This is a genomic window from Methanorbis furvi (genome assembly GCF_032714615.1).
Classification (GTDB): Archaea; Halobacteriota; Methanomicrobia; order Methanomicrobiales; family Methanocorpusculaceae; genus Methanocorpusculum; species Methanocorpusculum furvi.
In genome coordinates this window covers 60,936-73,233 of sequence record NZ_JAWDKA010000007.1, presented here as the reverse complement: position 1 = coordinate 73,233, position 12,298 = coordinate 60,936, and the positions used below count along the sequence as shown (strand labels likewise).

The 12,298-nt window shown below is 51.0% G+C and carries 14 protein-coding genes; 9 read left to right on the top strand and 5 right to left on the bottom strand.

The features are described from left to right. The first annotated feature begins 26 nt into the window (after positions 1-26). The gene (locus tag McpAg1_RS07135; RefSeq protein WP_338094614.1) at positions 27-740 is read left to right on the top strand and encodes a hypothetical protein; all 714 of its coding nucleotides are present in this window, start codon (positions 27-29) and stop codon (positions 738-740) included. 107 nt (positions 741-847) lie between these two features. Here McpAg1_RS07135 and McpAg1_RS07130 read toward each other — a convergent pair whose 3' ends face one another. Further along, entirely contained in the window at positions 848-1,435 is a 588-nt protein-coding gene (locus McpAg1_RS07130) for an HVO_0476 family zinc finger protein (protein WP_338094613.1), read from the bottom strand. 330 nt (positions 1,436-1,765) lie between these two features. Between McpAg1_RS07130 and McpAg1_RS07125 the strand changes: the two genes are divergently transcribed. Then, positions 1,766-2,206: a DUF371 domain-containing protein gene (locus McpAg1_RS07125; RefSeq protein WP_338094612.1), complete on the top strand. Its 441-nt coding sequence runs from the start codon at positions 1,766-1,768 to the stop codon at positions 2,204-2,206. Here McpAg1_RS07125 and xseB read toward each other — a convergent pair. Both xseB and xseA read right to left on the bottom strand, forming a co-directional pair. After that, complete coding sequence (gene xseB / locus McpAg1_RS07120) at positions 2,181-2,381, bottom strand: exodeoxyribonuclease VII small subunit (RefSeq protein WP_338094611.1); 201 nt, start codon at positions 2,379-2,381, stop codon at positions 2,181-2,183. The genes McpAg1_RS07125 and xseB overlap by 26 nt on opposite strands. After that, entirely contained in the window at positions 2,350-3,777 is a 1,428-nt protein-coding gene (gene xseA / locus McpAg1_RS07115; protein WP_338094610.1) for an exodeoxyribonuclease VII large subunit, read from the bottom strand. Before xseA ends, xseB begins: the two co-directional genes overlap by 32 nt. Before the next feature lie 68 nt (positions 3,778-3,845). On the opposite strand from xseA, the gene McpAg1_RS07110 reads away from it, so the two are divergent. The 4 genes from McpAg1_RS07110 to McpAg1_RS07095 all read left to right on the top strand — a co-directional run bounded on the left by McpAg1_RS07110 (position 3,846) and on the right by McpAg1_RS07095 (position 8,839). Beyond that, a complete protein-coding gene (locus tag McpAg1_RS07110) occupies positions 3,846-4,670 on the top strand; it encodes a sugar phosphate isomerase/epimerase family protein (RefSeq protein WP_338094609.1) in 825 nt (274 codons plus the stop codon). 123 nt (positions 4,671-4,793) lie between these two features. After that, positions 4,794-6,071 carry a hemolysin family protein gene (locus McpAg1_RS07105; protein WP_338094608.1) on the top strand — a complete coding sequence of 426 codons (1,278 nt, stop codon included), beginning with the start codon at positions 4,794-4,796 and terminating at the stop codon, positions 6,069-6,071. A 181-nt stretch (positions 6,072-6,252) separates the two neighbouring features. After that, positions 6,253-6,900 carry an archaeal proteasome endopeptidase complex subunit beta gene (gene psmB, locus McpAg1_RS07100; protein ID WP_338094649.1) on the top strand — a complete coding sequence of 216 codons (648 nt, stop codon included), beginning with the start codon at positions 6,253-6,255 and terminating at the stop codon, positions 6,898-6,900. Positions 6,901-6,928: 28 nt separating this feature from the next. Further along, a complete protein-coding gene (locus McpAg1_RS07095; RefSeq protein ID WP_338094607.1) occupies positions 6,929-8,839 on the top strand; it encodes a beta-CASP ribonuclease aCPSF1 in 1,911 nt (636 codons plus the stop codon). Between the two features lie 63 nt (positions 8,840-8,902). Here McpAg1_RS07095 and McpAg1_RS07090 read toward each other — a convergent pair whose 3' ends face one another. Then, positions 8,903-9,268: an HIT family protein gene (locus McpAg1_RS07090; RefSeq protein WP_338094606.1), complete on the bottom strand. Its 366-nt coding sequence runs from the start codon at positions 9,266-9,268 to the stop codon at positions 8,903-8,905. A gap of 8 nt (positions 9,269-9,276) precedes the next feature. Then, positions 9,277-10,140, bottom strand: coding sequence for an archaeosortase A (artA, locus tag McpAg1_RS07085; RefSeq protein ID WP_338094605.1), 864 nt, complete (start codon positions 10,138-10,140; stop codon positions 9,277-9,279). 167 nt (positions 10,141-10,307) lie between these two features. Between artA and McpAg1_RS07080 the strand changes: the two genes are divergently transcribed. The 3 genes from McpAg1_RS07080 to McpAg1_RS07070 all read left to right on the top strand — a co-directional run bounded on the left by McpAg1_RS07080 (position 10,308) and on the right by McpAg1_RS07070 (position 12,297). Then, the gene (locus McpAg1_RS07080; protein WP_338094604.1) at positions 10,308-10,628 is read left to right on the top strand and encodes a transcription factor S; all 321 of its coding nucleotides are present in this window, start codon (positions 10,308-10,310) and stop codon (positions 10,626-10,628) included. A gap of 91 nt (positions 10,629-10,719) precedes the next feature. Beyond that, positions 10,720-11,280, top strand: coding sequence for a TATA-box-binding protein (locus McpAg1_RS07075; RefSeq protein WP_338094603.1), 561 nt, complete (start codon positions 10,720-10,722; stop codon positions 11,278-11,280). 273 nt (positions 11,281-11,553) lie between these two features. Then, positions 11,554-12,297 carry a DNA polymerase sliding clamp gene (locus tag McpAg1_RS07070; RefSeq protein WP_338094602.1) on the top strand — a complete coding sequence of 248 codons (744 nt, stop codon included), beginning with the start codon at positions 11,554-11,556 and terminating at the stop codon, positions 12,295-12,297. Position 12,298 lies beyond the last annotated feature (1 nt).

The window sequence follows — 12,298 nt, the reverse complement described above, 5'->3', positions numbered from 1 at the left end:
GGCATCCCTTCCCATACTATAGAGAAATGGCAGTACAGACGAAGAGTAACTCAGGCGATAAGCCTCAGAAAAAAGACATCAACTGGACCCAGATAGGCGTTGTCTGCTTTTGTGTCCTGATTGTTGTAATGTGTATTGTTTCGTTCTCAGGTCTGAGCACGATCTTTAATCAAAACGGCAACGCAACGCCGACCGGCGGTGTTGTTGAGGCAGGCAATCTCGTAGAGGTCGAATACACCATGTACATCAATAATACCCCTATGGTGACCTCCTCCATTGACGTCTTCAACGCATCCTCTGTAGACAAACTTCCAGCCGCAACCCAGAATCTGGGTGTTATTGCAGGTCAGCAGGTTGATGTTGTGAACGGCTCGGCAATTCTCATCAACTCCTCCTATGAGTATCCGTTCCGGATGCTGAATCAGGAGTACAATCAGATTGCCTCAGGCGTCATAGGTCTCGGTGCAGGCCAGTCCCGCACTGTTCAGTCGACCGGCGACTACTTCAAGACCGTTTATACCAAGGAAAGTGCAGAAGAGATGGGTATTGATTATGCGAACTGGACCGTTGGCACCATGGGAATTATGAATTTCCCGACCGAGGATGCAACCGGCAATGTGACCATGGCAATCCGCCCGGCTCTTGTAACCAGCAAGACCGATGAAGAGATGGTTCTTCAGTATGGTTATGACACCATTGACATGAAGGTCATTCAGGCATACACTACAACAACTGCCTGAAAATACTTTTTTTTTGAATTTTCTTTGATACTTTTGCATCACAGTAACATTGCCGGATTGATGAAATTACCGGCTGTTGTGTTAACTGTCAGAAAAAAGGGGAGTGATTATGATCGTTCGCCGTAGATGCGTTTGATCTCACGCGCCTGGGCGGATTTATCCTTTCGTTCGATCACGTTTCCTTTCCGCAGTTTGATTCTGGTGACCCGGAACTGTTTTCCGCCGATGGTGGTGATGTGATCCACGGTGTAAACCTTGTCTCCCGGTACCTGTTCGTAGAGAGGAATTGTGAGGGCACCCTTGTTGAGTGATGCACGGATGATGACTTTGTCTACCAGCCGCGTCCAGAGGACATCGATCTTTTCTGCCGGCAGTTTTGTTCTGCGTGCATCGTTCTGTTCAATCGACATGACCTCAACACCGTAGGACTCATCGCCGACCTCTGCAACCAGCAGGTCGCCAACCGCACAGATGTCACCCTCCATCAGTTCAATGGTTCCGGTGTGCGACTCGGTGGCGTAGCTGACGATTGTTTTGATGGTGTAAATTTTCGGCTCCTTTAAGGTGATGCGCATGGTGTGCCCGCACTCAGTGCAGCGCACGACTGCTTCCGGCGGCTCTTTGAGGATTTCAAAATCCGTCTCCTCCCCGCAGACCGGACAGTCAAGAATTATCAGATCATTATCGTTATCCATTGTGCAGATTATGTTGCTTTCCCAGATAGTTAAGCTACTGATACAGAAAATGGTGTGGTGAAAATCGACTTTGTCCATAAATTCGTTTATTGGCAGTTAACATATCGTTGTAGCTCCGCCCACGGAAAAACGGAGCACACGGAAATTTCACAGAAAAAAACATCACGGAGCAGACGAGAACAGCACGGAAATGAATTGTTTTTTCAGATTCCGTGATGTTCACGCCTCTCAGTGATGTTTTTATTTCTGTGTTTTCCGCTTTTCCGTGGGAGGCAAGAATTAATGGGCAACGCCGTAAAAATCAGCAATCTATTTGTCCGCACAGACCCCATGTTACCAAAAGCAATGGAGATCGTTGAGACCATTCACTGCCGCGGCCACAAAAATGTCCGTGCGCTGCACAAAAGTACGTTTGAGATTACCAAAGAGACCGACCTCTCGCCAAACGGCGACTGCATCATCGCGGTCGGTGCGGACAAAGGCGCGGCTGATCTCTCGCCTGAATTCCGCATGGCACTTGGGGATCCCCGCACAACTCTCACGACAACCTTATCCTGCGGCGGCGTGACTGCTGTCATACGCTCAGAAGGATATGTTGGCATTACCTTAACGCATGAGACTGATCTCGTCTGGCGGCGCAGTACCTTTGTCTGTTCGAGGACCATCTCGGTCTACAGCGATCATACCGCATACCAGCTGCCGCGCGAGCTGATAGAAAAACTGCAGAATGAAGAGGAGATGACTGTTACTCTTCGGGCTGAACTTCGGTAATGGATAGTTCTGCCTTCTGCAAAAACTCCTCGCACTTCTGAATGAGCGCTAACCCGCGCTGGTGCAGACTGACTGCATCCTCAATCGAGGTTTCCGGATTGTCAAGCTGTTTTGCGATCGCCTTCAACTCGGCGATCATGGATTCATAGGTTTGGTTCTGTGGTATCTCTGTCATAGCTGATCTTCTCCACAACTGCGGTCACAATTCCGTCCACAAGCTGAAGACTGAGTTGGTCGCGTTCGTTCATGTTTGCTGCCGTCCGAATGAGTTTTCCCTCTTTCCAGACAAGGGCATACCCGAGTTCGAGCGGTTTATACGGATTTCTCCCGTAGATTACCTCCTTCTCTGCCAAAAGCTCCAGCCGTGCGGTGGCAATCTTCGTCCGTGTTAGGCGGATGATATTTTCCTTTTGGATTTTGTAAGCCTCGCGCTCGGCAGAAATTTTTCTGGACAGGGCCGCTGTGATCCGCTCGGCAAAGTCTGCGGTCTGCTGCTGCATCTGATCCAGTTTTCGTGCAAGTCTGATTGGGTCCACCCGCACGCGAAGTTCTGCAAGTGAGGACTTTTCATCCGAAAATCTCCCGGAAAGATTGTCGCGGATGGATCTCCGCATCTCTTCAAGCTGCTGCAGCAGAACCGTTCTGTCAGGGACAACGGTCTCCGCCGCAGCAGACGGTGTCGGCACGCGGCGGTCGGCGGCGAAGTCTGCAAGCGTTGTGTCGGTTTCGTGGCCAATCGCGCTGATGACCGGGACTGCTGACCCTGCAATTGCCCGCACCACATCCGGATGATTGAACTCGAACAGATCCTCAAAGCTCCCGCCGCCGCGTGCAACAATGATCACATCCGCTTTTCCCTGAAGCGAAGCAATAGCCGCTGCAATCTGCTGATGCGCTCCTTCACCCTGAACAGCTGTGTGAGCAAGGATGATGTTTAGAGGATAGCGTCTGCCGATCACATTGCGGATGTCCTGTAAGACCGCTCCGGTCCGTGATGTCACAACACCGACCGTTGTCGGAAACAGAGGCGGGCATCTGCGAGCAGTTTCTGTCCGGGGGATCGTGCCTTCTTCGGTCAGCTGTTTTTTCCACTGCTCCTTCAAAAGATACAGACCGGTTTTGCCGGAGACTGCGGGCTCGAGTTTTTTTATCACGAACTGCATTTTGCCGTACGGCGGATAAAAATCGACATAGCCGGTTGCCTGAACCAGTGCACCGTCCTTTACCGGGAATGATACGGTTTTTGCGGCGTACTTCCACATCACGCATGGCATTGTGGCGGACTCATCTCCATGTTCGGAGAGCGAAAAGTAGAGGTGGCCTGAGGAGTGCGGGCGGTATCCGGTGATCTCGCCCTGAACGCAGACATTGGTCAGCTGCGGCGTGTCAATCGCGTCACGTATCCGCTCGGCAAGCTGCGATACGCTGAGCACTGCAGGATCGTTCGGCTCTTCGCGCGCAACCGCATCAAGCGTTGAGTTTTCCATTACCGGCGCGATCTGTTTTGATTGGGGGCAGTTTGTCTCCGCTGTATCAAATGTCAGCTGCATCTGCTGTCCCTTCCCTGCCATAACACATAGATTGGTATTTGAACGAAAGAAATGTAACGATCACAATGATCCGTCTTGGTGCGTCCAGTATGTTTTTTCATGAGTATCAGCCTGGAGAAATTTTTTCTGCTCTGCAGACAGCAGGCCTGGATTATGTGGAGTTCTGGATGGAGACTCCTGAGTTCTGGATGCAAGGCGCAGATCCGCGCAATCTTTTGGATCTGATGCAGCAGTTTTCCTCGCCGAAACTTCTTGCGATGCATGCTCCGATCTTTGATCTGAATCCCTGCTCGTTTAATCCCGGGGTTGCAAGGCTGTCGATTGAGTACACCTGCAGATGTGTTGAGATGATGGATTCACTTGGCGGCGGGGTGGTGACGATTCATCCGGGGAAACGTACTGCGAAGCGTCCGACAGGCCCGCTGGATCGTGCGCGCCTTACCGCGTACCTTGATGCTGTGGGAAATGCAGCGTTCGGGACTTCGGTTACGGTTGCACTTGAAAATATGCCGCCAGCGGTGAATGCACAGATGGTTACTCCTGATGCGGTCCGGAGAATTCTGGATGAGTACTCGTGGCTGTCGTTTACCTGGGATTATGCACACGCGGTTGCGGCTGTTCCTACAGATCCGTTTTCGTTTCTGTCCGAGTGCGGCGACCGTATAGTGAATATTCATGCAAGCTCGGGCAGGGCTGCATCAATGCATACGACTCTTGCCGGAACTGAGGAGGGTGTGTCTCTCCTCACAGAGCTGAAGAGGTTCGGGTACTCGGGTCTTGTGACGTTTGAGCTGGAGGATCTGAACTTCGGGCGGCGTCTTGGGTATGAGGATAAGATTGGTATTCTTGCGAAGGAGACGGGATGGTTTTCGCAGCTTCGAAGTTGCGGCTGTATTGATGAGCCGGCCACATGATAAAGTCACCATCTCCGATTACTTTAAGCCAAACGATTCACATAAATTATAAAGAGACTCGCAAATGATGACTACTGGTTCAGGCCATAGGAATAGATCTGCCGCAGTTGCGGCGTGGACAATATGATAGAATATTCGAATATCGTTATTTTTATAATCCTGCTGGTATTCTCCGCGTTTTTCTCCGCTTCTGAGGTTGCGCTTGTTGGGATTAACCGTGCAAAGGTTCGTGCGTTGTCTGAAGAGGGTAACGCCGGAAAACGTCTTGAGAAACTGAAAAACAATCCGGATCACTTCCTGATTACGATTCTTATCGGAAACAACATCGCCAACGTCGGAGCGTCAGCAATTGCGACTGCTGTTGCGTTTACGGTGTTCGGAGACGCAGGTGTTGCGATTGCGACCGGTGTTGTGACACTGCTTCTGCTGATTTTTGGTGAGATCGGTCCAAAGACCTTTGCCACCCGCAGAATGGAACGCGTGGCACTTCTTGTTGCAACGCCGATTTATTATCTGACGCTTGTACTTTCCCCGTTCTTCTGGGTGTACGACCGCGCCCGAAGAGTCGGCAAAAACGGCGGGGCAAATGTTCCAGCAGTAACCGAAGAGGAGATTCGCGAGTGGATTGATGTCGGCGAGATGGAAGGGGCAATCGAGGAGGATGAGAAGGAGATGATCTACTCGGTCCTCAAATTTAATGATACGACCGCAAAGGAGATCATGACGCCACGACCGGATGTTGCAGTGATTGAGGATACCGCAACCCTTGAAGAGGCGGTCGCCCACTTCCGCGACACCGGTTTTTCCCGTGTGCCGGTGTATCACGGACATACGGATAACATTGTCGGAACCCTGAACATCAAGGATATCTTCAATGCCTATACGGCAGGAAATCACCGTGCACCAGTGAAGACGCTGATGTTTGATGTCTACTGTGTGCCTGAGTCGAAGAAGATTGATGATCTCCTGCGCGAGCTGCAGGTTCGGAGAATGCATATGGCGATCATTCTTGATGAGTTCGGCGGCTTCTCCGGCGTGGTGACATTTGAGGATATTTTAGAAGAGCTCGTCGGTGATATCATGGATGAGTCGGACGGCGATGAGGTCGCAGACATTATCGAGATCGGAGAAGGTCTCTATATGGTGGATGCCCAGGCCCGGGTTACGCTTCTCAATGAGCACTTCTCAATCAGCCTTCCTGAGGATCCGGGGAGTTACGAGACGGTCGGCGGACTTGTGTTTTCACGGCTCGGCCACATCCCCAGACTCGGCGAGTCGGTCACCCTTGCCGATCAGCATATCACCATCGTGGTGACCAAGATGCGGGGCAGGCAGATTTTGAAACTGAAGCTGATTCTCCCCCAGACCGCTGGTGACGATGAGGACATCAGCGGTGAGTAACCAATTTTCCTGAAAATATTTTTCGTTCTTTTTTCTGTATATTTGAGAACCTTTATCTCATCCCACGCACATTAAAATAATAGCGCTTTTATCCGTATGCTTACTGCAAACGGTATTACTCATGAACTTTCAGCGTTACCAGCACGGAGTTTTCCCTGCCGGTGTCCTACACGAGGTCTCCATGTCACAGGAATATCAGGACGTTAAAACAGGAACTACCACAGTCGGTATTGTTTTCCAGGGCGGTGTTGTCCTTGCGACCGAACGGCGTGCCACCATGGGCACCCTCATCGCCAGCAAAAAGGCAAAGAAAGTACACAGCATCACCGACCGGATCGGCATGACCATCGCCGGCGGCGTCGGCGACGCCCAGCAGCTTGTCCGCATCATCAACGTAGAGTGCAACCTCTACCAGATCCGCCGCGGAAAAGAGATCAGTGTCGGCGCTGCCGCAACCATTCTCTCCAACTATCTGAACCAGAACCGGTTCTCTCCATACTATGTCCAGCTTCTCGTCGGCGGCGTTGACATCGGCGGCCCCTCGGTCTACTCAGTCGACGCAGCAGGCGGCGCAACCCTTGAGGAAGACTTTGTCTCGACAGGATCGGGCTCCCTCACCGCGTACGGTGTCCTTGAAGACCGCTTCAAACCAAACATGACTGAACACGAAGCAGTCGACCTTGCGGTCCGGGCACTTCGTGCAGCAATGCGGCGTGACGCAGCATCCGGCGAAGGATACAACGTCGTCGTCATAACCCGGGATAAATTTGAACATATCCCAGAGGCGAAAATAGCAGGGATGCTCCCGGCATCCTCTGCCTCACTCTGATTTTTACACTTTTTTGGAAACGATTTCTATGCAGGTTGAAGACAGACTCAAAGAACTAAAAGATACTATTAACCGGAAAGTACCACGCGGCGTTACGGTAACTGACGTCGAGTACGAAGGCCCGGAGATGGTGATCTACACCGACGACCCCAAGCGCTTTGCCGAGGAACAGGATCTCATCCGAACCCTCGCACGTGACTTGCGCAAACGCATCGTGGTCAGACCGAACATCCTCGGCGACACGGAACAGGCATACGACATGATCAAAAGCGTCGTCCCTGACACCGCAGGCATCACCGATATTTTCTTCGACACCGACACCGGCGAAGTGCTCATCGAAGCAGAAAAACCCGGTGTTGTGATCGGTAAGAACGGAGGAACACTCCGCGACATCACGATGAAGACCGGCTGGACCCCGAAGGTTGTCCGGACTCCGCCGATTCCGTCCACCACCATCAAACAGGTGCGTCAGTTTCTCCGCGAAACCCGCGATGAACGAAAAGAGTTTCTCCGCAGATGCGGCCGCCGCATTCACCGTGACTCGATGTATTCGGGCCGCGACAAGGAACAGTGGCTGCGCCTTACGACCCTTGGATGCTGCCGTCAGGTAGGCCGTGCAGCGTTTCTCCTCTCAACACCTGAGAGCAAAGTCCTCATCGACTGTGGAGAGTCGCCGGGCGCAACCGGCAGTGCCTCATCACCGTTCCTGAATGTACCGGAGATCTATCCGTTCACCACCCTGGACGCGGTTGTCCTGACCCACGCACACCTTGACCACTCTGCCTACGTTCCGCTGCTTTACCGCTACGGCTACGACGGCCCGGTCTATACCACACCTGCAACCCGCGACACTGCGGCCATGCTGCAGCTGGACTACCTTGATGTGAACAACAAAGAGGACAAAGTCCCGCCGTACTCATCCAATGAGATCCGTGAGTTTGTCAAGCACACGATCGCTCTCGGCTACGGCGACGTGACCGACATCGCACCTGATCTGAAACTGACCCTGCACAACGCAGGCCACATTCTCGGCTCTGCGATCGCCCACTTCAACGTAGGCAACGGTCTCTACAACATCGCTTTCACCGGCGACTTTTTCTACAGCAAGAGCCGGCTGTTCAACCCCGCGGTCTCCCAGTTCCCGCGGCTTGAAGCCCTGATGATGGAGAGTACCTACGGCGGATCCGAAGACTTCTCTCCATCCCGAAAAGAAGCAGAGGAGCGGCTGTATGAGGTCATCAATACAACCGTGACCCGCGGCGGCAAAGTTCTGATTCCGGCGTTCGCGGTCGGACGTTCGCAGGAGTTGATGCTTGCCCTTGAAGAAGGTTTCAGAAACGGCCAGCTGCCGAAGTGCAAGATCTATCTTGACGGCATGATTAAGGAGGCAACCGCTCTGCACACTGCATACCCGGAGTATCTGAACAATGATCTCAGAAATCAGATTTTCCGTGACAACTACAACCCGTTCCTTGCCGAGTGCTTCGAGCAGGTTGACTCGCAGGAGAAGCGTCAGCAGATCATCTTCTCAGACGACCCTTGCGTTATCATCTCAACAAGCGGTATGTTAAACGGCGGACCGGTTATTGAGTACCTGAGCAATCTTGCAGAGTCGGAAAAGAACATGCTGATCTTTGTCGGATATCAGGCGGACGGTACCTACGGCCGCAGAATCCAGAAAGGATGGCGTGAGGTTCCGGTCGGTAAACGTGGCAGTATCATCATCAATATGGAGGTCCAGACGGTGGAAGGTTTCTCCGGTCACGCAGACCGCCGCCAGCTGATGAACTATGTCCAGTATCTCCAGCCAAAACCGGAGCGTGTGTTCACGATCCATGGCGAAGAGTCAAAGACGATCGATCTTGCAAGCTCGATCTACAAAAAATATCATATCCAGACGGTGGCTCCTCAGAATCTTGAGACCTACCGGCTGGTCTAAACTTTTTTTTTGAAAAAAATTTAAAACGCGAATCGCGTTTCAAATCCGGCATCAGAATGAATATCAATAACTCTGCTTCGCCGCAATCACCGCACGGATCCCGCCTCGCGGATTTGGCACGTCGCCTGTATAGCGGGGAATCAGATGCAGATGAACATGCATCACCGTCTGGCCTGCCGCAACCCCGCAGTTGATCCCGACGTTGTAACCGTCAGGTGAATACTTCTGATCCAGCATCTCCTTTGCAGCGTCTGCAAGAGCAACAACCGCTGACTGCTCCTCCAGAGTCAGATCAAACCATGATGACGCATGGCGTTTGGAAATGATCAGCATGTGGCCAAGTGAAACCGGATAGAGATCATACTTTGCATACGCAAGAGAGTTTTCAAGAACAATCTCATCAGGATCACAGAACGGACAGTCGCACATAAAAAAAGTTATTCGGATTTTTTCCGTCCGAAGATGTTGTCTCGGAGAGCGATCAGATCATAATAATACACCTCGCCGATATCACGGAGTGTTGTCACCATCATCGGATTGAGTTTGAAGAGAGCGAACGCAACACCCACCAGAACCGCAAGCGCAAGAAGCTCGCAGAACACATTGTGTGCCCAGAAGAAACTTGCATACCCGTACATCTCAGGTTCCGGGAACCATTCCTGGAACCACGGATACCACTGCTGCGTGTATGCCGTAATAACATAGGCATTACGGAAAATATTCACCGCAAAAATCGGCACCGTCACCAAAAAGAACAGACCGATTTTTCTTTTCCAGCTGGACGGAATAATTGCAACCACACCAAGAAGAATGGCGATCGCCTGAATGCCGGTACAGCCGAGAACCACCTCAACCCGGAAACCAAAGTCAAGGCCAGGAATCACCTCTCCCATAAACGTGTTCCAGTTGTACATCGTATACGGTGTTCCGATCGCAGTCAGAACATCGGCCACCAGAGCCACGACCACACTGATGAGCCAGTTCCCCAGAGCCGGAATAAACGCAAACGGTGCATAGATCAGATATGCGATCGAGGCCGCATACGTGAGCCTCCGGATATTGTAATCGTTTGCAAGAAGCCGCTTTACGGTAATATAGATACAGGGAATGACTACTATTGCAATCAGCGGATACACAAAGTTGCCTTCTGCATAAAACTCAGGCAGCATGAGCAGGAGCACCGCTTCCATTGCAACCCATCCGACAATTGCCACATAGTTCTGATGTCTCCCGGGAATCAGGAACAGCAGGAACGCAATACAGGATAAGATGACAACAACTTCGATCAATTGCTCCAGCATAAGAACCTGGTATATATTTTCCCTGATGGATAAATATGGTTTTGTTGCGGGAATTCTGTAGGAACTCCAAACGGTACCAAAAACAAAAATCAACATAAGCCGGAGACCACGGGCAGCACCCGGACAGGTCAAGGATATATATGGTTGCAAAACCAAAATTTAACTCTATGATGTTCTGTCCGAATTGCGGGAAATTAATGAAGTCCAAGGAAGGGAAACTATGCTGTGCACAGTGCGGATATGTGGAAGAGATCAGCTCCACTGAAAAGGAACAGATGAAAAAAGTTGCCTACATGCAGGAAAATGATATCCTGATCGTCGATGATGACATGTCCATAGAGACAAAACCCACCTGCGCAGTCAAGTGCCCGAACTGTGGCCACGGTGTTGCCGAGTGGTGGCTTCGTCAGCTCCGCAGTGCTGATGAGTCCGAGGTCCGGTTTTTCCGCTGCACCAAATGCAAACACACCTGGCGTGAATACGATTAATACGATAAATTTGCGGAGCAGTATCTCCGTACCTTTTTTTCCGGTACCCATCAACCGAGTATTTAAATAGTTACTTGTGTTAGATATAAATATGTCAGGCCTGCCCGATGAATCTTTGAAGATCGAAAATGTGGTCGCATCGACAAAGGTAAACGATAAGCTGGATCTCCTTGTATTAGCAGCGCAAATTCCCGGTGCAGAGTACAATAAACAACGGTTTCCGGGAGTTGTTCTGCGAATGCAGAATCCAAAAATTGCCGCACTGGTTTTTGGCTCAGGAAAAGTTGTACTGACCGGTGCAAAAAGTATTGACAGCCTCAACAAAGGCCTTGAATATCTGGTCGGTCTTTTGCGCGACCTCAATATTGAAATCGTCGACAACCCGACCTACAGCATTCAGAATATTGTCACCTCAGCCGATCTCGGCTCGCGCATCAATCTCAATAAAATTGCGATGAGCTTCAATCTCGACAAAATCGAGTACGAACCTGAGCAGTTCCCGGGTCTCGTCTACCGGCTCGATGATCCAAAAGTTGTCGTGTTACTGTTCGGGTCAGGCAAACTGATCATCACCGGCGGCAAAAAGCCCGAGGATGCAAAACGTGCGGTACAGAAAATTTACAAAGATCTCTCTGAAATGAAGATGCTCTGAAAATTTTCCTGACAAAGATTCATCAGCTCTCTATTTTTTTCAGATTCCGTGATTTTTTTTCGGTGAAATTTTCGTGTGTCCCTGCGAGGCTGCTAAGCAGTGAGCATCACACAACGGCGTGTGAAAGGCATGCGTCGTGTGTTTTTCGTGGCTGCTGATGAATAATGCTGCAACACCCAAAGATACCGGCAATATATATGTACATAAAACACATAATATTACCACTAAGGACCGTCACACTGCATTTTTCAGTGTGTCAAGGGGTATACACTGATGTTAAAAGCAACAATCGAAGCAGATATTTTCCGGGAGACAATTGACGCAGTCTCTGCACTGGTGAACGAATGCCGACTTCATGTCACCGAAAGCGGCATCCGTACAATCACGGTTGATACCTCCAATGTTGCCATGGTCTCCCTTGAACTGGAGGCTGGAGCATTTACCACCTATGCCGCAGAACCGGCAGAGCTCGGACTCGACATCGAAAAGATCCGCTCCATGATGGGAATGATCGGCAAATCCGATATCGTCGCACTCGAACTCGACGACTCAGGCAAAAAACTGAAGATCAGTTTCGGCGGATACGAATACTCAATAACGCTGCTGGACACCAAGACCATCAGAAAAGATCCGAACGCACCCAACCTTGAACTGCCGGCAACCTTTGAGATCTCCGGAGCAATGTTCAACGACTCCATAAAAGCTGCCGCAATGGTCTCCGACAAAATCTCCCTTTCCGTCAACCCGGACACCAAAGTCTTCACCTTAAACGCAGAAGGCGACAGCGACAGAATCAAACGCGAGCTCGTCGGAGACGATGTCCACTACATCACCTGTGCAGCTGCACGCTCTCTCTTCTCCCTCGACTACTTAAAAGACATGGGCAAGTCGATCGGCAGAGCAGACAAAGTCCAGATCCGTCTCGGCAACGATCACCCGGTACAGTTCTCCTTTGTCTACGCTGACGGCAAAGGAAAAATCGGCTACCTCCTCGCCCCGAGAATCGAGGCAGACTGAC

Excerpts from the sequence above, each read along its gene's own strand:
- McpAg1_RS07125 (WP_338094612.1), top strand. The coding sequence starts at position 1,766 with ATGTTACCAAAAGCAATGGAGATCGTTGAGACCATTCACTGCCGCGGC.
- McpAg1_RS07130 (WP_338094613.1), bottom strand. The coding sequence starts at position 1,435 with ATGGATAACGATAATGATCTGATAATTCTTGACTGTCCGGTCTGCGGG.
- McpAg1_RS07075 (WP_338094603.1), top strand. The coding sequence starts at position 10,720 with ATGTCAGGCCTGCCCGATGAATCTTTGAAGATCGAAAATGTGGTCGCA.
- McpAg1_RS07105 (WP_338094608.1), top strand. The coding sequence starts at position 4,794 with ATGATAGAATATTCGAATATCGTTATTTTTATAATCCTGCTGGTATTC.
- xseA (WP_338094610.1), bottom strand. The coding sequence starts at position 3,777 with ATGGCAGGGAAGGGACAGCAGATGCAGCTGACATTTGATACAGCGGAG.
- xseB (WP_338094611.1), bottom strand. The coding sequence starts at position 2,381 with ATGACAGAGATACCACAGAACCAAACCTATGAATCCATGATCGCCGAG.
- McpAg1_RS07135 (WP_338094614.1), top strand. The coding sequence starts at position 27 with ATGGCAGTACAGACGAAGAGTAACTCAGGCGATAAGCCTCAGAAAAAA.
- McpAg1_RS07095 (WP_338094607.1), top strand. The coding sequence starts at position 6,929 with ATGCAGGTTGAAGACAGACTCAAAGAACTAAAAGATACTATTAACCGG.
- McpAg1_RS07070 (WP_338094602.1), top strand. The coding sequence starts at position 11,554 with ATGTTAAAAGCAACAATCGAAGCAGATATTTTCCGGGAGACAATTGAC.
- McpAg1_RS07080 (WP_338094604.1), top strand. The coding sequence starts at position 10,308 with ATGATGTTCTGTCCGAATTGCGGGAAATTAATGAAGTCCAAGGAAGGG.
- artA (WP_338094605.1), bottom strand. The coding sequence starts at position 10,140 with ATGCTGGAGCAATTGATCGAAGTTGTTGTCATCTTATCCTGTATTGCG.
- McpAg1_RS07110 (WP_338094609.1), top strand. The coding sequence starts at position 3,846 with ATGTTTTTTCATGAGTATCAGCCTGGAGAAATTTTTTCTGCTCTGCAG.
- psmB (WP_338094649.1), top strand. The coding sequence starts at position 6,253 with ATGTCACAGGAATATCAGGACGTTAAAACAGGAACTACCACAGTCGGT.
- McpAg1_RS07090 (WP_338094606.1), bottom strand. The coding sequence starts at position 9,268 with ATGTGCGACTGTCCGTTCTGTGATCCTGATGAGATTGTTCTTGAAAAC.